The sequence below is a fragment of the Paenibacillus brasilensis genome (assembly GCF_009363115.1).
Lineage (GTDB): Bacteria > Bacillota > Bacilli > Paenibacillales > Paenibacillaceae > Paenibacillus > Paenibacillus brasilensis.
In genome coordinates this window covers 4839974-4862224 of the sequence record NZ_CP045298.1, presented here as the reverse complement: position 1 = coordinate 4862224, position 22251 = coordinate 4839974, and the positions used below count along the sequence as shown (strand labels likewise).

Annotated in this window: 26 protein-coding genes and 1 pseudogene; 9 read left to right on the top strand and 18 right to left on the bottom strand. The window is 41.7% G+C overall.

Features of this window, described 5'->3' with window-relative positions; all coding sequences use genetic code 11:
• Positions 1-137: 137 nt before the first annotated feature.
• The 3 genes from GCU48_RS22930 to GCU48_RS22920 all read right to left on the bottom strand — a co-directional run bounded on the left by GCU48_RS22930 (position 138) and on the right by GCU48_RS22920 (position 4185).
• Complete coding sequence (locus GCU48_RS22930; protein ID WP_152381572.1) at positions 138-2204, bottom strand: thioredoxin domain-containing protein; 2067 nt, start codon at positions 2202-2204, stop codon at positions 138-140.
• A gap of 286 nt (positions 2205-2490) precedes the next feature.
• Positions 2491-3495, bottom strand: coding sequence for an alpha/beta hydrolase (locus tag GCU48_RS22925; protein ID WP_152382236.1), 1005 nt, complete (start codon positions 3493-3495; stop codon positions 2491-2493).
• Between the two features lie 420 nt (positions 3496-3915).
• Positions 3916-4185, bottom strand: coding sequence for a CD3324 family protein (locus tag GCU48_RS22920; RefSeq protein WP_025717351.1), 270 nt, complete (start codon positions 4183-4185; stop codon positions 3916-3918).
• Between the two features lie 534 nt (positions 4186-4719).
• Here GCU48_RS22920 and GCU48_RS22915 point away from each other — a divergent pair.
• Positions 4720-5250 (top strand): DUF4303 domain-containing protein, encoded by a 531-nt coding sequence (locus GCU48_RS22915; protein ID WP_152381571.1) that lies wholly within the window; start codon positions 4720-4722, stop codon positions 5248-5250.
• 99 nt (positions 5251-5349) lie between these two features.
• On the opposite strand, the gene GCU48_RS22910 is transcribed toward GCU48_RS22915, so the two are convergent.
• Positions 5350-5742, bottom strand: coding sequence for a hypothetical protein (locus tag GCU48_RS22910; RefSeq protein ID WP_370881023.1), 393 nt, complete (start codon positions 5740-5742; stop codon positions 5350-5352).
• Positions 5743-5931: 189 nt separating this feature from the next.
• A complete protein-coding gene (locus GCU48_RS22905) occupies positions 5932-6657 on the bottom strand; it encodes an RNA polymerase sigma factor (RefSeq protein ID WP_152381570.1) in 726 nt (241 codons plus the stop codon).
• Between the two features lie 198 nt (positions 6658-6855).
• Between GCU48_RS22905 and clpP the strand changes: the two genes are divergently transcribed.
• The 3 genes from clpP to GCU48_RS22890 all read left to right on the top strand — a co-directional run bounded on the left by clpP (position 6856) and on the right by GCU48_RS22890 (position 8495).
• On the top strand, positions 6856-7452 hold the full coding sequence (gene clpP, locus GCU48_RS22900) for an ATP-dependent Clp endopeptidase proteolytic subunit ClpP (protein WP_152381569.1): 597 nt from the start codon (positions 6856-6858) through the stop codon (positions 7450-7452).
• Positions 7453-7510: 58 nt separating this feature from the next.
• Entirely contained in the window at positions 7511-7717 is a 207-nt protein-coding gene (locus tag GCU48_RS22895) for a hypothetical protein (RefSeq protein ID WP_152381568.1), read from the top strand.
• A 112-nt stretch (positions 7718-7829) separates the two neighbouring features.
• The gene (locus GCU48_RS22890) at positions 7830-8495 is read left to right on the top strand and encodes an MBL fold metallo-hydrolase (RefSeq protein WP_152381567.1); all 666 of its coding nucleotides are present in this window, start codon (positions 7830-7832) and stop codon (positions 8493-8495) included.
• Between the two features lie 131 nt (positions 8496-8626).
• On the opposite strand, the gene ytaF is transcribed toward GCU48_RS22890, so the two are convergent.
• Positions 8627-9274 (bottom strand): sporulation membrane protein YtaF, encoded by a 648-nt coding sequence (ytaF, locus tag GCU48_RS22885; protein ID WP_152381566.1) that lies wholly within the window; start codon positions 9272-9274, stop codon positions 8627-8629.
• 135 nt (positions 9275-9409) lie between these two features.
• On the opposite strand from ytaF, the gene GCU48_RS22880 reads away from it, so the two are divergent.
• Positions 9410-10081 carry a DUF1232 domain-containing protein gene (locus GCU48_RS22880; protein ID WP_025718214.1) on the top strand — a complete coding sequence of 224 codons (672 nt, stop codon included), beginning with the start codon at positions 9410-9412 and terminating at the stop codon, positions 10079-10081.
• A 184-nt stretch (positions 10082-10265) separates the two neighbouring features.
• Positions 10266-10769 carry a class I SAM-dependent DNA methyltransferase gene (locus tag GCU48_RS22875; protein ID WP_244315869.1) on the top strand — a complete coding sequence of 168 codons (504 nt, stop codon included), beginning with the start codon at positions 10266-10268 and terminating at the stop codon, positions 10767-10769.
• A 97-nt stretch (positions 10770-10866) separates the two neighbouring features.
• Here GCU48_RS22875 and GCU48_RS22870 read toward each other — a convergent pair whose 3' ends face one another.
• The 4 genes from GCU48_RS22870 to GCU48_RS22855 form a co-directional block, all read right to left on the bottom strand.
• Positions 10867-11745 carry an IS3 family transposase gene (locus GCU48_RS22870; RefSeq protein WP_425280856.1) on the bottom strand — a complete coding sequence of 293 codons (879 nt, stop codon included), beginning with the start codon at positions 11743-11745 and terminating at the stop codon, positions 10867-10869.
• Positions 11746-11783: 38 nt separating this feature from the next.
• Positions 11784-12095 carry a transposase gene (locus tag GCU48_RS29380; protein WP_425280855.1) on the bottom strand — a complete coding sequence of 104 codons (312 nt, stop codon included), beginning with the start codon at positions 12093-12095 and terminating at the stop codon, positions 11784-11786.
• 341 nt (positions 12096-12436) lie between these two features.
• A complete protein-coding gene (locus tag GCU48_RS22860) occupies positions 12437-13777 on the bottom strand; it encodes an acyl-CoA thioesterase/bile acid-CoA:amino acid N-acyltransferase family protein (protein WP_244315868.1) in 1341 nt (446 codons plus the stop codon).
• On the bottom strand, positions 13778-14338 hold the full coding sequence (locus GCU48_RS22855; RefSeq protein ID WP_152381564.1) for a MarR family winged helix-turn-helix transcriptional regulator: 561 nt from the start codon (positions 14336-14338) through the stop codon (positions 13778-13780). It abuts the gene before it with no gap.
• Between the two features lie 566 nt (positions 14339-14904).
• On the opposite strand from GCU48_RS22855, the gene GCU48_RS22850 reads away from it, so the two are divergent.
• The gene (locus GCU48_RS22850; RefSeq protein WP_152381563.1) at positions 14905-15861 is read left to right on the top strand and encodes an IS30 family transposase; all 957 of its coding nucleotides are present in this window, start codon (positions 14905-14907) and stop codon (positions 15859-15861) included.
• 97 nt (positions 15862-15958) lie between these two features.
• Here GCU48_RS22850 and GCU48_RS28315 read toward each other — a convergent pair.
• The 5 genes and pseudogenes from GCU48_RS28315 to GCU48_RS22825 all read right to left on the bottom strand — a co-directional run.
• A pseudogene (locus tag GCU48_RS28315) lies at positions 15959-16160 on the bottom strand (3-methyl-2-oxobutanoate hydroxymethyltransferase); the annotation flags it as partial.
• Positions 16161-16167: 7 nt separating this feature from the next.
• On the bottom strand, positions 16168-16377 hold the full coding sequence (locus GCU48_RS29375; protein ID WP_425280879.1) for a helix-turn-helix domain-containing protein: 210 nt from the start codon (positions 16375-16377) through the stop codon (positions 16168-16170).
• A gap of 135 nt (positions 16378-16512) precedes the next feature.
• Complete coding sequence (locus tag GCU48_RS29370) at positions 16513-16647, bottom strand: hypothetical protein (protein ID WP_370881002.1); 135 nt, start codon at positions 16645-16647, stop codon at positions 16513-16515.
• A 729-nt stretch (positions 16648-17376) separates the two neighbouring features.
• Entirely contained in the window at positions 17377-18069 is a 693-nt protein-coding gene (locus GCU48_RS22830) for a pseudouridine synthase (protein ID WP_025718227.1), read from the bottom strand.
• 97 nt (positions 18070-18166) lie between these two features.
• Entirely contained in the window at positions 18167-18364 is a 198-nt protein-coding gene (locus tag GCU48_RS22825) for a DUF3934 family protein (RefSeq protein WP_025718230.1), read from the bottom strand.
• Positions 18365-18569: 205 nt separating this feature from the next.
• On the opposite strand from GCU48_RS22825, the gene GCU48_RS22820 reads away from it, so the two are divergent.
• Positions 18570-19004, top strand: a complete 435-nt coding sequence (locus tag GCU48_RS22820; RefSeq protein ID WP_152381562.1) for a VOC family protein — start codon at positions 18570-18572, stop codon at positions 19002-19004.
• A gap of 213 nt (positions 19005-19217) precedes the next feature.
• Here GCU48_RS22820 and GCU48_RS28310 read toward each other — a convergent pair whose 3' ends face one another.
• Positions 19218-19346, bottom strand: a complete 129-nt coding sequence (locus GCU48_RS28310) for an Imm63 family immunity protein (protein ID WP_244315866.1) — start codon at positions 19344-19346, stop codon at positions 19218-19220.
• Between the two features lie 260 nt (positions 19347-19606).
• Here GCU48_RS28310 and GCU48_RS22810 point away from each other — a divergent pair, with 260 nt between their 5' ends.
• Positions 19607-20038 carry a hypothetical protein gene (locus GCU48_RS22810; RefSeq protein ID WP_152382234.1) on the top strand — a complete coding sequence of 144 codons (432 nt, stop codon included), beginning with the start codon at positions 19607-19609 and terminating at the stop codon, positions 20036-20038.
• A gap of 76 nt (positions 20039-20114) precedes the next feature.
• On the opposite strand, the gene GCU48_RS22805 is transcribed toward GCU48_RS22810, so the two are convergent.
• Positions 20115-21032 (bottom strand): aminoglycoside phosphotransferase family protein, encoded by a 918-nt coding sequence (locus tag GCU48_RS22805; RefSeq protein WP_152381561.1) that lies wholly within the window; start codon positions 21030-21032, stop codon positions 20115-20117.
• 314 nt (positions 21033-21346) lie between these two features.
• Positions 21347-22222: an N-carbamoylputrescine amidase gene (gene aguB, locus GCU48_RS22800; protein WP_152381560.1), complete on the bottom strand. Its 876-nt coding sequence runs from the start codon at positions 22220-22222 to the stop codon at positions 21347-21349.
• Between the last annotated feature and the right edge of the window lie 29 nt (positions 22223-22251).

Genomic DNA, 22251 nt, shown 5'->3' with positions numbered 1-22251 from the left:
AATGTTAGTTTCAATTCACTAGACCTATCTCCAAACATGAAATAATCCCCTTGTAGGTGGCATGCATAAGGTCATTGTTCGAAAATCACCATATGCTTACTACCCCAAGGGGATCAAGTTTGTTTAGGATAGGCTATTCAATTCAGTAAAGCCTTAAGGTCGTCGAGAGTAACCACAGGTGCTTGGCAGGCAAAATGCTCGCACACATATACACCCGGTTTACCATTGACGAGCTTGTAATCACGGATATAAGGGACTATGTCTACGATTGCCGGCTGCCCTTCATCCTTCACAATCACCACTGTATTCGGCCTGAATCCAGCTTGAATCGCCCGAATGAATTGGAGCGTTTGCGGGTCGTCGCGCTGGCCTACAATCACAATCTCCTTCGTCGTTCCGGTCGCGTACAACAACGAGCTTAACAATGCCGAATATCCTGGCGGATAATGAGAAACCATGCCGCCAAAAGCCTTGAACTGCTTCGCTGCATAGTCCTCCAATCGGGATTCACCCGTCAACCGTGCCAGCCTTACAAAATTGTGGGCCGCAATGCTATTGCCGGACGGGATCGCACCGTCGTAGATTTCCTTAGGCTTGGCAATGAGTTGCTCACTATCCTTTCCATAAAAGAACAAACCATGTCGCTCCTCATCCCAAAATAGATGAATCATATCCTGGTTTAATGTCAGCGCCCGTTGCAGATATTGTACATCAAAGGTCGCCTGATACAGTTCGATCAAGCCCCACACATAAAAAGCATAGTCATCCAGATAGCCAGGATAAGCCGCTTCACCATCCCGATAACGCGCCAGCAGTCGCCCGTCTGCCCGTCTCAGGTGGCTCCACAGGAACGACTCCGCCTTCTGTGCCTGTTCCGTATAAGTGACGTCTCCAAAAGCCTGTCCTGCCTTGGCCAAAGCAGCGATCATCAGCCCATTCCACGAGGTCAAAATTTTGTCATCCTTGTGAGGATGAACCCGCTTTTCCCTGGCGACAAACAGCTTCTCTCGCAGCTCACGTACCCGGTCTTCTAACTCTTGTTTAGTCAGGTCATGCTTATTCCCGTAAGCCTCCAGATTGATATCGATCAGATTGGGGATATTATGTCCTTCAAAATTACCATACGGCGTAATCCCGTATAAATCGTTAAAAAATGCAGCGTCCCGATCACCCAGTACTGCCCTTATTTCAGTCTCATTCCAGACGTAGAACCTGCCTTCTTCTCCTTCGGAATCGGCATCCTCCGCCGAATAGAAGGCTCCCCCCGCATCCGTCATGTCCCTTGAAATATATGTAAAAATTTGTTCTGCAATCTGCCGATACAGCTCCTTGCCCGTCATTTGCCAAGCCTCTATATAAGCAATAGCAAGCAGTGCATTATCGTACAGCATTTTTTCAAAATGCGGCACTAACCACTTCTCATCTACTGCATACCGTGAAAACCCCATGCCCACATGGTCGTAAATTCCACCACGATACATTGCATCCAGCGTCTTCTCTGCCATTTCCAGTGCCTGCTGATTTCCAGTGTGCTGTGCATATCGCAGCAAAAAGGACAAGTTATGCGGAGAGGGAAACTTGGGTGCTTCTCCAAAGCCGCCATATTCCTTGTCGAAGGTGTGGCTGTATTGATGGAAGGCTTTATTCAAGCTCTGTTCATCCAATTCACCGCGATATCCTGCAAGCATGTCCTGCCGTTCATGCTCTGTCAGCACTTGCTCACTCAGCTCCACAAGCTCTTCGTGCTGCTCCTTCCAGCGGGTTCCCACCTTGTCCAACAATTCCAACAGACCAACGCGGCCAAATTTTTGCTCCTTGGGTAAATACGTACCCGCAAAAAAAGGCTTCTGATCCGGTGTCATCAGAATCGTCAGCGGCCAGCCCCCATGCCCGGTCATCGTCTGGCAGATGGACATATAAATATGATCCACATCTGGACGTTCCTCCCGATCCACCTTAATGGATACATAGTCCCGATTTAAAACCTCTGCAACCTCTTCATCCTCGAAAGATTCTCTTTCCATTACATGACACCAATGACAAGTTGAATAGCCAATAGATAAGAAAATAGGCTTGTTATCACGCTTAGCAATTTCAAAAGCCTCATCTGACCAAGGGAACCAGTTTACCGGATTGTGGGCATGTTGTAACAAATACGGTGATTTTTCCTTGGCTAATCTATTCGGTTTGCTGCTCGTTGACATGGGGCATCACCACTTCCGTAGTTGGATTTTATACTCGGTATTATTTTACCCTAAATAGGTGGTAAAAGTCGGAAGGAATGAAAAAAGATAATATCATCCCCTCACCCACTCAACCAGCACGATCAACTTGGGTTTTTAACGCAATCGCCTTGAAGGCTGGACGCCGCTAAACTGATGACTCTCAACCGAATCTATCAATAAATTTTTTATTCAGATCATAAGTAGGTATGAAAAAGCACTGATGGATATTCTCCAACAGTGCTTTATTTGCTGCAGTCGTACCTCATTAGCGTTTAGCATTATACTCATTAGAATCTATATCAAATATCTCTAGAGCTTTCAGTAAGGCGTATTCACTTGTTCTGGCCCCTTCTTTTGAAAAATGTGCATCCGGAAACGCAGGAGACATATGATGGTACCCGGGATAGACATGTAATTCCACTAAGACACCATCAAAGGCCAGTTGTTTTGCAAAAAATAAGGCTTCATCAATGAATAAATCAATGGTACCTATATTTATATAAGTCGGTGGTAACCCGGCCAATGACTTAGCACGGGCCGGCACATAATACTCACTTATCTCCTCCTGACCCGGTTCATCCCCCAATATAGATTTCCAGCCAAAATAATTACTTTGTTTTGTCCAAATAAACTCTCCTGCGTATGGATGCTCTGGTGCAATACTTGTACGGTCATCTAGCATTGGCCTCATTAATCTTAGATGATGGATTTCGAATTCTTTCTGATCACGAATGTACAAGGCTAGGCCAGCCGCCAAACCACCGCCAGCGCTGCTGCCCCCAACGGCAACTTTCTGAATATCTATCCCTAACTCTTCCGCATGCTCAATACACCATTTTAGGCCCGAATAACAATCCTGTAACTGACTTGGCTGTACATGCTCCGGTGCTAGGCGATAGTACACAGATACACAACAGAAACCATGTTGTGCAGCAAGAGATGCATTAGCAGGACGATCCACGACTGGACTTCCTAAGACCATCCCGCCTCCGTGTATCGAATAGTATAGAGGCATCTTATTACGCTTTGATTGTTTGGGCTTAATGATTTCTATTTGAATATCTGGACCACTAAAATAACTTGGCACAACCTTTTTTTCTAATGTAACAGGGAACATCTGCGTTACATCTATTTGTTGCATCATTTGAGATTGATTTTTACGTACTTCCATTAGTGTAGATTCGGTTAGATCGGTTGTTGGTATTAAATCAACTGCACTGATAATTTCTGGATCAATCAGATGTCTACTTCTACTTTTTTGCTCCCCCATAGAAATTGTTTCCTCACTTTCTTGTTTTAAAGACCATTTATCCATACATATTTCCCTTCATTATTCAGAAATGGTCCCCATCCAAATTCGTTGTTCCTGTCGTTTATATTCATATTTTAGAGATTAAAATAAACTTAATAAATGAAAACAACGATTTAGAATCATTTTTGGCATAAAAACGTTTATGAAAAAATGGAATACAGTCTGTTTAAAAGAATTGATCTGTTGGATTATCAGGGAGAACGAGCAGAATTTCTTGGAATCTGGATGTGAGAGATAACACGAAGTTGAAACGACAACCACCGATTAGGTCAACGATGGCTTTGTCTATTGGCAGTAGAATCAAATCTTTTTCCAAACAAAAAGACGTGACCGGATTGGTTACACCGCCATCATCCGGTCACGTCCTAACACGCCATCCTACTTTTTATGTGAATAAACAATTTTCTTAATGGTTTCGGTAGAGAGGAAAAACTCCTTGGCTAATTGCTCGATACTGCTGCTATTTTGAAAAGCATTTCTGATTGCGGCATTTCGCTGTTCGAGCAGCCTTCTCCCCCCACTCAAACTGCCCCAATCCATATATTCCGTTTTTGGCTTAGGGATATACAGAGTCTCTCCCTGAACATATTTTTGGATTTCCGTAATTAGTTTTTGGGGTAAAACTTTTGTAGCATTCGTATATCTCAATTATACTCGCCCCTTATTCTGATTGTTTAAAATAAGGTGCAAAGCCAGTAAGATTAAAAAAGCTTGTTCAGCGTTAAAAAAGATTTCGCCCCACACAAAGTAACGCTTTTCCAATAATTGGCTTTGCATGAGTGTAAGAAGTCACAGACAATCCTAACAGATTCTCCATCAGTAGGCACCCCCTTTTACCTCGCAAGTATAGCATAACTTCTATTCACCTGGGACCAGCAAATAATATCGACCAAAAGCAAGCGATTAGCATTTGGGTTGATAGGTAGCTGATTTTATACACTATCCATGAATGCTAACCACATAAAACCGAAAATTAAAGCAACTAGCCCTACAATGCCCAACAAGCAAAAAAGTAAAAGCAAAAGAACAAATTTTTTACCATCCATAACAAACACCTCAGTAAACAATATAACACTATAAATAGCAACCTTTTCAAACCAAATGTAAGAATTTCTAAAACCGAGTCGAGCTAATGATGTACAATATAAAAATATAAATCTTGTAAAGGAGTATATGAATCAGATGAGCAATTTTCTGAATGAATTTGAGGAAAGATTTAGAACAGGATTTCTGGATGATCTTAAAAGCATACTGGAAGAAGTGAAGGATGAGAAGGTTTACGCATGCGCGTTTGGCACAGACAGCGATTTTGTCACCTTGTTTCTAGCTGTTAATACAGAGGAATCACTAGTTAGACATATCACAAACATGAAAGCCCAAGACCTGTGCAACAGTAAGGAAGATGAAATTTATTACAGATGGGGATTAAGCGAATATCAATATGGCGATACAACACACCTTAATCATATTAGCAAATTTCTGTATGCAACTGACAATGTGTTGGACTATAAAGATGAAATGATAAAAATTATGACCAAGGTAGTTAAAGAAACCGACGAGGTACTTTTTACTCAATTCGGCCAATCCAAAGAAAATATTACCTTTTTCGTGTCCATGACGGATGATGATATGGCCGAGGAATTGGAAAATCAGTCCGTAATCCAGATGACCAATGCCCAATTAGTTGATGGCTTCTTGCGTCGTTATCAATAGAAGTCGGTTAAAGCAACTTACGAACAGGCATCTCCTCCACTGTTTTTTCACCAGTTAAAATGGGAAGCAGGGAGATCAACTACTTACTTCCCATTATGCTTATTGTGCGGTTACATGTTCTTTCAACCACTGCCTATAAAACTGCAATTGCTCTGTGGTGTGAAAATAATGTTGTCCATGTTCCATCACTTTTAGCTGGCAATGAAATCGACTTGCAAACGTAGATATGACATCATATTCACACAAGTCATCTTCAGAACCATAAAGAATGGCAGTTGGCTTATTCCATGTATCAATTGGATGTGATTTAACATAGCAGTAATAATCCCAATAAAGTGTTTGCCCAATGGGGGTGGATATTTCTTTTTCAACTTTCAATCTATCCTCACTTACACTGAACCATGTCATCATATTTTTGATTATTCTCTCCATATCCAGCACTGGAGAAAGAAACAGGCATTGTCTAAGTGGGAAGTGATTATAAGCAAGCAAACTAAAATAGGCCCCCATGCTGCAAGCGAAAATACTAATGTCCTCCCGGGATAGCTATAAATATCTTATCCGATTCACCGCCCCACAAAATTTCCGGAATACCCTCTATTTTCAACTTTTGCTTTATCAATTACTTTACCCTCGCTTAAAACAGCCTATTGTATCTTGCCTTCCGGGTCAAAAAACAAACTACGCCGCCATCATACTTATTGTATGGGATTCAACTCGTTTTTCTGAGGTGTGACTCCAAAGCAGCTTATTATTGACGATACCAATCATCACGTCTGGCTCTACCACATCCTGATAAGAGAGCATAACCAATGTTGCAATATCTCCCATCTGATATGCAGCCGTCAACGCCCTTAGAAAAGTTTTCGATTTTTCACTTTCCGGTAAGGATAAGTCTCCTTTTAGAAATTCCTCCTGAACGGCTCCTAGCGATTTTCGTGCCCGATGAAGTGCAACTTTTACCGCTCCCTCCGTTGTACCCAGTATGTCAGATGTTTCATTAATCGAATATCCAAACACATCTCGCAGCACAAAAACAGTCCTCTGAAGCGGAGATAGATGTTTTATTAAGGACTGTAACGCGACTTCGATTTCAAAAGATCCGTAATCCGGCGCAGTTACTTTCGCTTCTTCCTTGTTCAATATCCGAGTGAAGACTGCTTTTCTTCGCATATCATCAATCCAGGTATTTTTAGCAATCCGCAGCAAAAGCGCTTTGGGATTTGTATGCTCGAATTTGTTTAACTTTCCTAATGCTTTTACCCAAGTGTCCTGAGCCAATTCTTCCGCATCCCAATTTGATTTCGTAAGTGACAGACAGTAGCGCTTCAGGACCGCCTGTAATTCCTCAAAGTTGTGGATGCTCACTGTATTGTCAGTCATATGAATAGAATCATCTATGTTCATAGGCCTTCTCCTCCACGGTCTTATTCTGCCCTTTGCTAAAGCAAAGCCATTTGCTACCTTCATTGTAAACGAACAAGAAGTTGGAGAAGTTACACCATCTACGCAAATCGTTTTCCCATTAAAACTCCGTATCTTTTTACGATCTCGGTTCGTTTACAAGAAGAAATCAACTGAACCAAGAAAATGGGGGTATCACAAATGAGTGCTTATGTTCCTTATGTTGTTGAGCAAACTGCTCAAGGTGAAAGATCGTACGATATCTATTCCAGACTGTTAAAGGATCGTATTGTGTTTGTAGGAGCAGCCATCGACGATCAATTAGCTAACAATATTATTGCTCAGTTATTATTTCTGGCGGCAGAAGATCCGGAAAAAGAAATTTATATGTATATCAACAGCCCAGGGGGCTCTACCTCCGCAGGATTTGCCATTTATGATACGATGCAGTACATCAAACCTGATGTGCATACGATATGTATGGGATTTGCTGCTTCGTTCGGCGCAATTCTTTTGTTGGCTGGCGCCAAAGAGAAACGTTCGGCACTGCCGAACAGTGAAATTATGATCCATCAGCCACATGGCGGCGCACAAGGGCAGGCCAGCGATATTGCGATCAGCGCCAAACGAATTTTATTAACTCGTGAAAAGGCAAACCGCATCACAGCTGAACGGACCGGCCAACCTTTGGAAAAGGTCGAAAAAGATATGGACCGGGATTTTTACATGTCCGCTCAGGAGGCATTGGAGTATGGGATCATCGATCAAGTGATAACTTCTTTTGAAGAGTATGCATAGGACTTGATGATTCCCCGATCCAGCTAAGAAACTACAAGAAAAAATACGAGGTGATTTCATGTTAGCAAGCTTGCAAGGCAAGGAAGTTACTATTCATTTCATCGATGGAACATGTGCATGCGACGGGGTATTGGATCAGATTGACGACAAGTTCGTTAAATACCTTACGCAATATCAGATGCTTGTCATTCCAATCACGTCCATTCGTACCGTATCCATAGACACTAAAGAAAGACAGCCATATAGAGTTGGATTTGCCCCATAATTCTATTTTAACATTACTGGCACTCGCCGATCCGACAAGTAAAGTGACCCTTTCATGACTTGTGGAATCAACGAACCGCATGGGTGTAAATTATTTATGGAGGCATGATATTATGGAAATCTCAAAGGAAGTAGAAATGCTTCAGCTAGATTTTCATGGGAATATGATTCACCCCATTCTTTTATGGGGTCAAGAAATGGCTGTTTTAATAGACACAGGATTCCCTGGACAAATGGAAGATTTACGCGTGGCTATGGAAAAGGTAGGCGTATCGTTCGACAAGCTAAAAGCTGTGATTTTGACACATCAGGATGTGGATCATATAGGTTGTCTTCCTGAGATTTTGCAGGAGTGTGGCAACAATATTAAAGTATATGCACATGAGCTGGATAAGCCGTATATTCAGGGAGAGCTCCCTCTTTTAAAAGATAGTCATCTTGAGAATCCTCCGAAGGGTAAAGTGGACGTTACCTTAATAGACGGCCAGGAATTACCGTTTTGCGGAAGGATTCAGATCATTCATACGCCTGGACATACACCTGGTCATATCAGCCTTTATTTAGAGCAAAGTAAGATTCTCATTGCTGGGGATTCGATGTATAGTGAAAACGGGATTCTCGCGGGAATTCATGCACCGACCACACCGGATATGAGTGAAGCTCGTATCTCATTGAGAAAGTATTTAGAACTCGACATAGCATCGGTAGTTTGTTATCACGGGGGATTAAGTAATGTACATGTGAATGACCAGATATTAAGACTTAGTCAAGGATTATAAAGTTAAAATTAAAGTTCCGGTAAGCTACAAATAAAAGCGATCATGCATACTAAGCATGGTCGCTTTGTTATTTCACCATTGCAAAAAAAGTGTCCGTTATTATTATGGAATCCTCCTTTCCAACTCTACACTTACCCAAAGAAAGACTTACAAGCAATCAAAATAATAATAACTCCGCTTAAGACCGTGCTGAACTGACCTAATGTGAAAGAGCCGATACGTATCGCCGACACTTTTTGTCCCAGCATCACGCCAAGCCAGACCGTGATATAGCTTCCAATTGCCGCAGTCAGAGAGATCGCAAGCGGGGACAGTCCCATCAGGCCGGCACCGATCCCATTCGTAATGGCATTAGCGGCAAGTGCAATCCCCAGCACCGCTGCCTCAAAGTATCCTATAGACCCTGATTTATCTTTATCTACCATTTCAGGATTTTGCAGAATTCCTTTGAGTGATCCGTCTGAGGCAGCCTCCCTAGCTCCTTCACCGTCCTGGCTAGATTCTTGTTTTTTACGCGGTACTGCCAGCAGAATGATGCGGACACCAACAATGAACAGCAATAACGCTCCAATCAGGACGGGTAATACGCCCGGAAGAATCTTCGCTAGCCACTGGCCGGATATGATCCCTGTCATGCTAAGGATGAAACAGATAACCGCAATGATTAAATTTGATAAATAGTTAATACGGATACCCCGAATCCCATAAGATATTCCAACACCCAAATTATCCAGACTGGATGATATGGCAAAGCCAAGAATTAAAAGCCAAGCAACCATGGGTCTCTCACTCCTTGTTGTTTGTTTACAGCCATACTATTGAGCATATTGCAAAAAGGTGCTCATCATCTCTAAAAATGTTGAGATTCCCTCAACATTCGATACAACATCAACACAAAGTGAGGTGAACTGCAAATGTCTGATGAGAAAAGAAACGTTACACTGGGCGAGACACTGGTCTCCTTGCTGAAAGAACGCTCTTTATCTATGCGTAAGCTAAGCGCCGCTACCGGCATAGATACGGCCACAATATCGCGGATTGTTAACGGGAAGCAAAGAGCCAAGCCAGAACATTTGGAGGCTTTTGCCCTTCATCTTGATGTTCCCTCCGCTCCACTCTTCCAAGCTGCTGGTTATGGCGCCTCCGCTCCACCAATTTATCATAACCAATCAAACGATATTTTCTCCTCCATCAACAGTATTAAAGAAACCCTTCAAGCCTCCAACCTCATGGACCACCAGTTTACTGCCGACCAGGTTCAGAAGGAACTGAGCAAATACGAGCCCTATGTCCTAACCGAAGAAGGAGCACGGATTATCCACAATGACTTTCCCGGTAAAGTAAAAAGCGTTAACGGCGCAGGCCCATTCATTGAAGAGCTCAAAAGAATGTATCAGCTCTACAGTAGCGATAACATTACTCCGGAGGAGCGCTCGATTCTCGGCAGCGGCTTGCTTTACTTTGTCTCTGCCACAGATATCATCCCCGATTATGTATTTCCATTAGGCTATTTGGACGATGCAATCGCCGTACAAATTGTACTGGATCGCCTCCAGGATACCAAGAACAACAAGCCTCAGCCTTGACCCATGACCTGTTAGAGTATGATTGATCGTTCAAGAACTTATGCATGGGCTAACAAAAAGAGGCTCCTCTTTGCAGAAAATACTCCGCATAGGGGACAGCCTCTTTTTCTTTATCATACTTTTTGTTCCACATACGGTTGAAAAAAATCATCTATAGAGTTGCTCAATGGAGAAGTTCATAATATTGTTTATATCTGTTGGTCCAGGCGATGCTCTTACAGGATTGACAACCATTCATTTATCCAAATCGGAGATACATATAACAGGTGTTGATATTTCTTCATCAATGCTAGAATATGCGCGGGTTAAAGCTCAAGGTTTGCCTGTGGATTTTATTGAAGCTAATGCTCGTACATTCGATTCCGAAAAGCGTTTTTCCATGATTTATCTGACAGGAAATGCATTCCAGGTATTTTTGAGCGATGAGGATCAACGAGCCTTAGTCGAAACCGTCTGCAAGCACCTAGAGCCAAATGGGATGTTTGTTTTTGAAACTCGAAACCCCTTAGGAACCGATTTATCCAACCAAGAGGAAAGCATCTGGGGAAAATTTATCGATAAGGATGGAATTAAAGTCAAGATTTCTGGGACACAGTCGTATGATTCAAGTAACCAGATCATGCACTGGGTCACGTTCCGTGATTGGGGATCGAAGATAGCAACTTATCGAATTGCATCGCTTTACTAATAATGACACGCTTCAGCGTTTATTAACGAGCCAGCGGATTAACCCCCTAAGTTTGGACACTAACTCTCTCTTGCTCATCGAGACTTCGTTTTTGAAATTATACACGAACTTCTCGGATCGGAATCGGTTTTATCTGGTTTTTCTCATAAAACTGAGACGGCGACAAATCGCGAATGCTGGAATGAATTCTTCGTTCATTATAAAAATGAATGAATTCCGTGACGGCTTCATAAGCTTCGCTGTACGTTTCAAAGTCGTAGCGAGCCAAGCATTCATCCTGCAATAACCTATGAAAAGATTCAATATGTGCGTTCATATTCGGTGTTCGTGGAGGAATGCGTTCGTGCTCCACTCCAAAGCTTTCACAGGCAGCTTCAAACCCATGAGAAATAAACTGAGGGCCATTGTCTGTACGAATCGCAGGTTTGGTTTGCGCCTTAAATAATTGTCTCTTAAACAAGGCCGTTTGTAGCGTTCGGATCACATCGTTGGCCTCGCACCGCAATCCTATGTGGTAAGCGACCACAGAACGGTCGTAAACATCGAGGCAAGACTGAATGAAGAAGAATCGGTCTTCTCCTTCAATATAACCGTACTTAATGTCCGTCTCAAACAGTTGGTTCGAATTCGTAATGATCCGATTTCGTGCCAGTTTCCGTGGGTAAGACAAGTTCACTTTTCGCTGTGGTCGCAGGATGTCCAGTTCTCTGCACAATCGGTAAACCTTCTTCTTGTTAATGATTAGGCCATCATCTCGGCGTAAAGCGACGGTTAATTTTCGGTATCCATACGCATGGCCATCTGCAGAAACCAGTTCCATAATCCGTTCCATAATCTGAGCATCCGGTACTTTTACGCCGTCCGAACGCAGCGAATATCCTAGCTTTTGTCGTCCCTCACTTGCTGTTTTCTCGATTACTTTTCCATTTTTATGGTAGTAGTAACTAGATCTCGGGATGTTGGCCAGTCGTAGCACAAGCGTGACGGCATATCCTTCACAAATGTAGTGTTCTGCTACTTCCACTTTTTCAGCAAATGAGGGTTTTTCTTTTTTATCAAGTCACGCAGTATCGCAATCTCTAGTGCCTGTTCACCCAGTAGTTTCTTCAATTGATCATTTTCCTGGGAAAGCACTTTAAAATCCAGTCCATGTATGGTTTCCAGTGAAGTTTCACCATATTTACCTTCTTCAAATTCCTTTACCCAACGGTGAAGCATATTGACGGCAATTTCATGTCTCCGGGCTACAGCCGCCTTATTCCCGGTTTCGATGGCTTCCTTGACGATTTGGCGTTTAAATTCTCTAGAATGTTTATTTCGTGTCATTTCCTCAGCCCCTTATCACTAGTAGTGTAATCCATATACAACTCTTAGTGTCCAAGTTCACTAGGGGGCTAAAGAGCCAGGCTTTTGTATCGAAATCAGTATTCAGACTGGGAGAAAACACCTTTCACTCCTTTATCTCCTTCCATCATTAGTATTTGTTAAAAAAACATGGAGCCTAGGAATAATCACGGATGTTCATCTAGCGCGTATGCTATCCATGCCATTCGCATGTTTTTGAAGGAACAGCAGGCTATTCAGATGATTCCCGGAAAAACTCGCCAAAGTCATCCTAAAATAGGATCACCATTATGTTTTGGCTTGCCTAAGTTTGGAGACACGCCCTAATTCATGAAAAATTCTATTGTTTTCTGCCAAGAATCTGATTGACCAAAAGAATTTCCTTTTAAAGTACCACCACAAGTAAAAACGCCTCCACCCATTTTTAAGTTCAATGTTTCGCTTAAAGGTATTACAAACGGTATTGGTAATGGGTGACCTAAATCCTTATAGTCTAAAAGATTGTATTTGTATTTATAATTGTTTTTTTTCAAAATACTCATTATTTCTACACATGCATCGTGAGTATTCCAAATATTATCTTGCTGACCTGCAATCAGCAATAAATTTGCATTTGCATTCTCTATTTTTATTCGAGCCTCCTCTTTATTTCTTGCCCTTTCCACACTTTTTTTATATGTAGTAGTAAACCCAAAAGGGATATTCTTTGCTAAGCAATCACGCTGATGCTCATAAAAAATGTCATTATCAACTGGTATAAATGGTAATGATCTCCCTTCATATGACCATGATGAAACATTTTTACCACTCATCAAACCATCCAACGCTTGAAAACAATATGCATGAGGTGCAGAAGCCACAACTTTAGCAATGAAATCATATCGTGATGCCAAAAGTAACGCCAATTCTCCACCTTTAGATGTACCATGTACATATATTTCATTAGTACGTGTTAATGGATTCCTTTTAAGCCAAGAGAACACCTTTTCAAAATATTCAAGAGGAATTTCCTCAAGCTTTTTAGGCAATCCCTTTTCATTGAAATATCCAACGGTTAAAACATTAAAACCTCTAGATGCCAATGGTCCCGACAAAAGCGAAAGACCACTTCGTTCACCATCAGCTCCACCTAATACTACAATCGTTTTATAATTTGAGTTTTCAGTAAAAAACAACTCACCCACAAATTCATCAGTAATCTGATGTCTTTTCACTTCCGGTAACTTAAACATACGCTCTAGTCTTATGCATTCTCGATCTTGTCCATTTTCACATACTATGTCAATAAATACACTATCATCTATTGAAATATTATGAGCGATATTCCCTCCCTCACTATTAACCTTTTGTAAAGAAGCTATAAGCCCCATAGTATCTATATAATCATAAGTTCCAGAATCAGGCTTGTGTTTTGATAAATCAACACTACCGTTTGAATCCGCAGTAAACCAAGCAAATGATTGATACTTTTCACTGACTGCCCATGGAAAATGCATGGATGCAGTTATTTTCAATTTGCTCTCTGGTGGTAACCCTGTGACACAAAAATCGATTTTTTCATCAATAAGTGCAACTCTTGATTGTACTTTTAATTTCATCTCGCAACCCCCAAAGATAGTATAGGATTTTGATGGAGAAATGTTATCCATTTCAATTCCCATCATTTAAAAATGTTTTCTCCGTATAATAAAACTATCTAAAGCTCGAATTTGTGCTTCTTGAAACCCTTCCAAGTCTTCAAATTTATAATTTACATCTTCCTCAAAACCAACGTACTCTTCGTTGTTGGTACCATATATTCTTTTCAATAAACTCCATAACACTTCCAATTCTTCAGTTGTGAATTCATTAAAAATATCTGCCATTAGGCATATTGCTTTCTCACCACATTCCAGCATGACTCTTTTCCCTAATTCCGTGATTTCTACGTTAATGGCACGTTTGTCCCGTTTGCTCGGTGCCGTAATCAGGTATCCTTTATTCTCTAAATTGACTATAAGCTTTTGTGCACTTTGTTTGCTTGTTTCTAACTTTCTTGCAATATTAACAAGTGTTGTTTCCTCCTCTGGCAAATGAGCTATTGCCAGCATGATCATGTACTGTCGTGATGTTAATTTCTCAAAATAGTTATCGCCTTGTATTTGCAACTTATTAGTAACGGAAAAAAAAGTAGCGTAAGTTTGTTGCATTATATATAACTCTCTAAACGCTTTAGAATATTCCATAAATATATCCTTTCTTTTTATTGTCACCATACTGACTATAATTACAATAACAGCATTCTACATTATAGTCAATATGATGACTATAATGTAGAATAGAAATTTCAAATATTTAATAAACAATTTCTATTTTAGTACTGGGTTCCCTAATCGTTATGAACGGTCATTCCGCTCATGTATCTTTTGCCTTGGCAACCATTTGAGAGTACAAGTTAAATATCATTAGGTCCTCCACTCTCGCCAGCAATTAGCTCATAATCAAACATTTATCGCAGAAAGATACACCTAGCGTTCCACTCAATATGCCGTAATAATCTGTTACTTATTATGGTTATCCTCTAGAGAGACGTATCCAGCAATTCTGACCTTAATCAAACTCTCAAAATAAATTGAGACAAATGCACTACAGCCTGATTAAGCATCCTGTTCATTTGTTTTTTTTCCATTTAGATATGACGGATTGTAATATGAAGTGCGACACCTGCTGGAAATAAATAAAAAAGGGCCCATGGCCGGATTCGTGTAGAATGAAAGTTCCTACACCCACATTCACACAAGGAGAATCCACCATGAGCTACTCACATCTTAGCATAATCGAACGAAGCAAGCTAGAAATCCTGCATCAGCAAGGGAAAAGTTCAAGAGCCATCGCTGAGGAGCTGGGGCGACATCATGCGACCATTTGCCGGGAAATTCGTCGGAATGCTGAGCTAGAGCCCTACGATGCACAGCGCTCCCAACATGCTTACGAGCAGCGCCGTAGAGCCTCTGTACCCCGAGGCAAATGGACAGAGGAACAAGCGGTAGAGCTCGAAGAGAAGTTGCATGCGACATGGTCACCTGAGCAGATCGTGGAGCGTTTTAGAGCAGAAGGCCAGCCCACCGTGTGCTGCAAAACCATCTATCGCTGGCTCTATGCAGGCCGCCTTGCCCAAGCGGACGTGAAGGTGCTACGGCACAAAGGTAAACGGCAACAGCCTGCTGAAAAACGAGGGAAGTTTGCCGTGGGTAAGTCGATTTCCGAACGCCCCAAGGAGATCCGTTCCCGGGACACCTTTGGACACTGGGAGCTAGATACGGTGGTGTCTGGTCGTGGGAAAAGCAAAGGCTGTGTGGCAACCTTCATTGAACGGAAAACCCGTTTGTACACCGCGATTCAAATGCCCGATCGAACGGCATTGTCGATGGAGATTGCCTTTGGCGTAGCGGCTTCTCAGTACCCTGTTGGGGTGTTTCAAACAGCAACTGCAGATCGAGGCAAAGAGTTCGCCTGTTACGAGAACCTGGAAACCACACATGGCGTGCAGATCTACTTTGCTGACCCATACTCTTCCTGGCAAAGAGGATCGAATGAGAATGCGAACGGTTTGCTTCGAGAGTTCTTTCCTAAAGGCACAGACTTTGCCCAAGTATCCGATGTGGCATTGGAGCGCTCGCTAGATTTAATCAACCATCGCCCCCGAAAATGCCTGGGGTGGAAAACCGCTCACGAATCTTTCACACAGGAACTGTCGCACTTGGCTTGACAATCCGTCAAAACAAAAAAACGCAGAATATTAGTCTGTGTTTACAGTATAATCGAAAAATAATTTAGAAATGAACACAATAGTGATGGATTCGCAGTCACTTAACTCCATAAAGTACCTTCAGTTCCTCTTCCTTCATCGTAAATGTATGTTTTTCTTCACATCAGCAGTATAAGCTTGAATGGACTCCAATATAAACGGATTCAGCGAATGGTATTGTTTCACAAACTTAGGGAGCCGTTCAACACCATAGCCTAAAATACATGATATACGAGAACCTGGGCATCCACATCCAATCCCTCCTCCTCAATTTAAATGTGACATATATTCAAATGCGGTTGTCCCATATACACTTTTAAAGTGTTTATTTAAATGGGTTAAATCAACAAAACCACATTTAGCTACTGCTGAATAAGTATCTCTATTTTTTTCTATTAACTGCTTTGCACGTTCGATCTTGCAGTTAAGAAAATATTGGTATGGTGAAATTCCGGTATGAGCATTGAATACACGGATAAACTGAAATTTCGATAAATTTAGCTCTTTACATATCTCGTCAAGTTAAGTACATGTTCTAAGTTGGTATGAATCATATCCTTCGCTGTTCGAATTTGAACCTTCTCTTTCTTAATTGTCTGTAGAAAGATTGGTTTAAAAAAGGCTATCCGCCAAGGATAAAAGTAATTCGCTACACAAAGTCTCATCTTTTTCGCTTAAGACAGCATTAGAAAGACTTAGTATTTTTTGTTCAACTCTATAGTCATACACAATTGGCGTTGAATTCATGAGGAAAACTCCTTTTAGTGTATTCTCATGAAATATTACATCTGAAGATAAATGGCATATAGTATATTATTCCATGTATTGAATCCTTCGTAGCAACTTCGGCTGGCCCTAACTAGGCCCCAGATATGGATTTTAGTGTTTTCGTAGTTAAACCGATGTTTTCAACAAATAAAAGTACCCCTATGTAATTACATCTACTTTACGGGTGGTGTCAGCTTCGCTGGTACTATCTCTGATAACGAATTTGTCCTTATCATACAAAGCTTTCAAAAAAAGAGAATAGACACACAATTGGTTTCTTTCATGCTGTTTGCTATATCAGAATATCCCTTATCCAAGAGTTGCATCGTCAGTTTCTTGTTGTTCGCAGCTGTTCAAAAATTACTTAGCCCGAATCCTCCACTATTGAAGATGTCATTGACCTTCTCGCTTCGTTCAATTTGTTTGCCTTTCCCTACCTTGAGGCAATTCTGTATCTTTTTTTGCACAGTACATCCCTGATCCAAAAAAGTGGAGAAAGACAGTCTTTTTTTATTTGGCCAAACATGCAATTTTTAATCAAGTTTTTTCAGTATGGCCTTTTTACGCCATGATTTTCGGTATTGTGTTTCCTTTTGTGCTATGGCTGGTGGGTAAGGTAGGCGGCCCGTTGAAATTACGTAAAAAGTATCACTAAAGTGCGTTGGCTGTATGAACATACTGTCCTCAAATAAACTTTTGTTGTACTCATTATTGCAATTTAGCAAAAAGTAACTCCAGTTCCTCCCTCTCAAGATGTCTCCATTGTCCACGTTCCAGATGATCTAAGGTAATATTCATAATTCGAATACGTTCCAGTTTTAGCACTCTATACCCCAAGGCCTTGCACATTCTGCGAATTTGCAAGTTCAGACCCTGCGTCAAAATAATGCGGAACTCGTATTCACTTGTACGATCAACCTTGCACGGTTTGGTAAAGACGTTCAATATTTCAACGCCACGAGACATGGCCTGCGTAAACTCGTTTGTAACAGGTTTGTCTACAGTCACTACATATTCCTTCTCATGACCATACTCGGAACGCATCATTTGATTGACAATACTGCCATCGTTGGTTAATAGAATGAGTCCCTCTGACGCTTTATCCAGCCTGCCAATGGCAAAAACACGTGAAGGATAATTGACATAACGAATAATATTGCCCTCCACTTGTTCCGCTGCCGTACATACAACGCCGATAGGCTTATTTAGCGCCAAATATACAGGTTCACTACGGTTAACTGGAATAGCTTCCCCATCAATTAACACGATATCCTGTGGCTCTACTTCCGCACCCGCTTCACATACGCTGCCATTAATTGTAATTCGTCCTGCTGCAATCAGCCTGTTCGTTTCCCGACGTGAGCAGAATCCTGTCTCGCTGATGTACTTGTTAATTCTCATGATCCACCTGCTTCTGATAGTAATTAATTAAAAAAACACCTGATTGTTCTTGCTTAATCAGATGTTCGCCGTTTACTACAACTTATACTTTCCCGGCTTATTTGCTACTGTTGCCGCCGCTTTTATTCCTTGTTGGTCTAGCAGTACCGCCTTTTGTGCCACTTGCCGCTTTGCTTCCCGGTGCGCTTGTAGAAGCGCTTTTTGTCCTTACTGGCTTCGCTGTTTTATTCCAGCGTGTCCAACCCTTACTACCTGTACCTCTGCCGGTCCCGCCGCCCTTGCTTTTTCCACCCATATGATCACTCCATTACTTGTCGTTCAGATTTAACTAAGCTATCATACCATTACTTTGATCATAATGCCCATTTGTTTTAAAAATTGAACATGTTAAGCCGCAAATACTTTCGCAAAACGGATTGTATTTTTGTTTGTTTGCAGGTAAATAATGAAATAAGGTCGTATAGTATGGAAAAATGATGATCCTTGAAGGAGTGAAACACATGTCTGTTGATGTTTATCTTAACTTTAATGGAAACTGTCGTGAAGCAGCGGAGTTTTATGCAGAGGTTTTTGGGACTGAGAAACCACAAATCATGACGTTCGGTGAAGCACCGCCCAACCCCGAGTATCCTCTACCGGAAGAAGCTAAAAATTTGGTCATGCACACGCGACTTCATATTGATGGAAGTAATGTGATGTTTTCAGATGTTTTTCCTGGCATGCCTTTTATTGCGGGAAATAACATCAGCCTCGCCATCGTCAATAAGGACGAAGAGAGAATTCGATCGTACTTTCATAAGTTAAAAGAAGGTGGGACCGTAAACATGGAGCTTCAGGAAACATTCTGGAGCAAATGCTATGGTAGCCTGAAAGATAAGTTCGGAATTGAATGGCAATTGAGCTATGACAGTGAAGCACTACGCGATGAACACTAAAAAAGACGTTAACCCTGTCTTATTTTGCATGGGCATGGGTTAGCGTCTTTTCATTCATCGTGCATTTAACTGGCTTTCTAGCATTTTTTACATTAATGGGTTCTCCAGCCTCCCCCTTCTATTCGCTTCATGCCATTCCTGATAAATCCCTCCGATTTGCTGAAATGCTTTATTAATAGCGGTCGTCAGCTCTCTTCTAATCTCCTTGGTTTATTACAAAGGGGGAGTTGTATGATCCACTTTATATTTGCGAAGCAGGTTCAGATGAGCAATGATGTGAATGGTATCTTCGATGATACAATACATCACATCCTCTACATCTGTCGTAAGCTTATTGAGCATTTGTACGCCCTTTCACACATCTGAAGCGTATAACCCTGTTTACCAACCTGCACATAGGGACTTAGGTCATCATAAATCGAGGTTTGTTTAAGCAGCTCTGCATGTATAACTAGCAAATATCATTACATCATAAGTGATGCAATAAGAAGTAAAATTCATTTTTTACCAACCATTAACAATTGTTTGTGTAGCATACGATAAAAAGATTAGAGGGGGTTTTCCCTTCGATATATCAAACTGAAGGAGACAGGAGAATGAGAATGTATAGAACGTGGACGAAAGCATCGGCTATTCTATTCGTCGTGGTATCCCTGTTATTCAACGGAACGTATGCGCTCGCAGCATCGGCAACATCAACCTATGTCGTAACGTTTCAGCAGGCAACCCCGGTATCCAATGATCATGTTGGCAACGATTGGGCGATTGCTGCTCAGGTGGCTGGCAAGTCCATTAGTGAAGGTAACAGCGTAAAGGTGAAGGTCAAATCAGGTGGCAGCATCAAGCTGTATGCGTATGCTGAGGAACAGGACAAGGTTCCTGACGAAGGCGAAGCCAGCAAAAATGTAAAGGTCTCCACGATCTCTGCCAAAGGTTCTACCATTAAATTAAAGGTCACGGTTACTGAAAACCGTGGACGTTATTCAGGTAATCAAGCTGTTTGGGAATTTACGTACAAGATCAAGAAGCAATAATGGAACATGTATAAATAGACCGTCACTCTTTGGAGCGGCGGTCTTCATTTTTTAAAAGGGAACTTTTGCTTTTTTTTTAATCGCGGTAACTCGGCAAATACCATTTGGGGATATAGGTTTGAAAATCATCATATGCATTCAGTACCTCTTCAGCCCGCTGAACCATATCGTCAACCTCTTTTTGTCCAAACGAAATTGCCCAGAGGATGGATGAAATTTGGTTGCTTGCAATATACAAAGCCATTAATTTAAAAAATAAATCAGGTACATCGTTGTTAAAGTAACCGTGGGTACGACCCGACGCGAATGAAGGGCTTAATGCCGCACACCAGGTAATACGATTGAATTCCTCCCAAGGGTCTCCATAATCCAATCTATTAAAATCAATGATCCCCAGTTCATCGGATTGCGTAACCACCATATTGCCTACATGATAATCACCGTGCTGAAACGTTTGAGGACGATGTTCTAATAGATGGCGATGCTGCTCAATAAAGCGAATGGTTTGATCTGCTCCCTTAAAAGGAATGCCGCTTCCCTTATAGTTGCTAATGTATCTGCTGATTTTGGCGTTATAATATTCGGCCCATGGCTCTTGGTCTTGCTTCGCCGGGTTTTCGTGCATTTTTCTTAGTATTTCTCCTGCTCGAAACCCGAATCGGTACTGGTCGTTAGCGTTTAAGGTGGGAATAATCTTCTCTGCATTTTCTCCCTCAATCCAGGTGAATAAAGAGTATACAGACTGTTCGTTGTTGCAAATCCCAAAACCAAGCGGCCGGGACATTAAAATTCCCTCCAAATGATCCAGCTTTTTTACGGCTTCAAACTCATGTTGTTTTCTTTCAAATTGGGTTATGTCTGATATTTTCAGCAGCAATTCTCTGTCGTCATTGGTTTGAACATAATATTTCTTATCGTTTGACCAGCCTTTATGAATCTCTTCCACATGGCTCCACGTCCTGGAGCCCGGAATGTCACTAAAGATTTGATTCACATGACACCTCCCACTGTTCCCCCTATTCCTCCATAGCTTACCTTTAATTTCGCAAGAAAATCAATACTTTCAATGATAGCGTGCGCCCAATAAAAAAGGTTGAAAAGACAATGCTGTCTCGAGGTTTTGCTGAGCACGATCATTCCTTATGGCTTGATTTTTTATCCTACAATGCATAAATTCTAACGCTATTTTATGTACTAAGTCATAGTTTTAATCTATAGGTCCAATGAAGTCAGACATAAAAAAGGAACAAACCTGTGAGGAATGTTCCTTATTATGCAGACAAAGATTATACTTCTATTTTTATTCCACTACAATTTCAATTCACCATCATAGGTCGCAATCATTTTGTATAGCTCTGGGCGACGATCGCGGAAAATGCCCCATTCAATCCGTCCCACTTCCAGCTCATCCAAATCAAATTCGGCAGTGAGCACTTCCTCATCGGTGCGGCCAGCCTCAGCAATCTTGTTACCTTGAGGCCCAGCAATAAAGGACGAGCCGTAGAAGTTGATACTCGAATCCTCATCTGTTTCAGTTCCAATACGATTGGAGGCAATGACGGGAATCAGGTTGGAAGCAGCATGACCGAGCATGCAGGTCTGCCAGTGATCCTTGGAGTCAATGGAAGAATCCTGCGGCTCTGAACCAATCGCTGTCGGATAGAACAAAATTTCTGCGCCCATCAGCGCCATACAACGAGCTGCCTCAGGATACCATTGATCCCAGCACACGCCGACTCCAATTTTGGCATAACGTGTATTCCATACTTTAAAACCGGTATCGCCCGGATTAAAATAAAATTTTTCCTCATACCCCGGACCATCCGGGATGTGACTTTTGCGGTATTTACCCAACACTTCGCCATCCGCGTCAATTACAGCAAGACTGTTGTAGCGAGCGTAGTTCTTCTTCTCATAAAAACTGATTGGCAGCACCACCTGCAATTCCTTGGCAATCTTCTTGAAATGATTAATCGCCTTGTTGTGCTCAAGCTCAGTTGCATATACATAATAATCAGACTTCTCCTTCTGGCAGAAGTACGGAGTCTCGAACAATTCCTGCAGCAAAATAATTTGCGCGCCTTGCGCAGCCGCTTCACGCACCAGCTTTTCAGCTTTGCTAATATTTTCGTCGATATTGGTAGAGCAGCTCATTTGGGTTGCTGCTACTTTTACTTTTCTCACTTTAGTCCTCCTCTTTGATGTTGTATTGC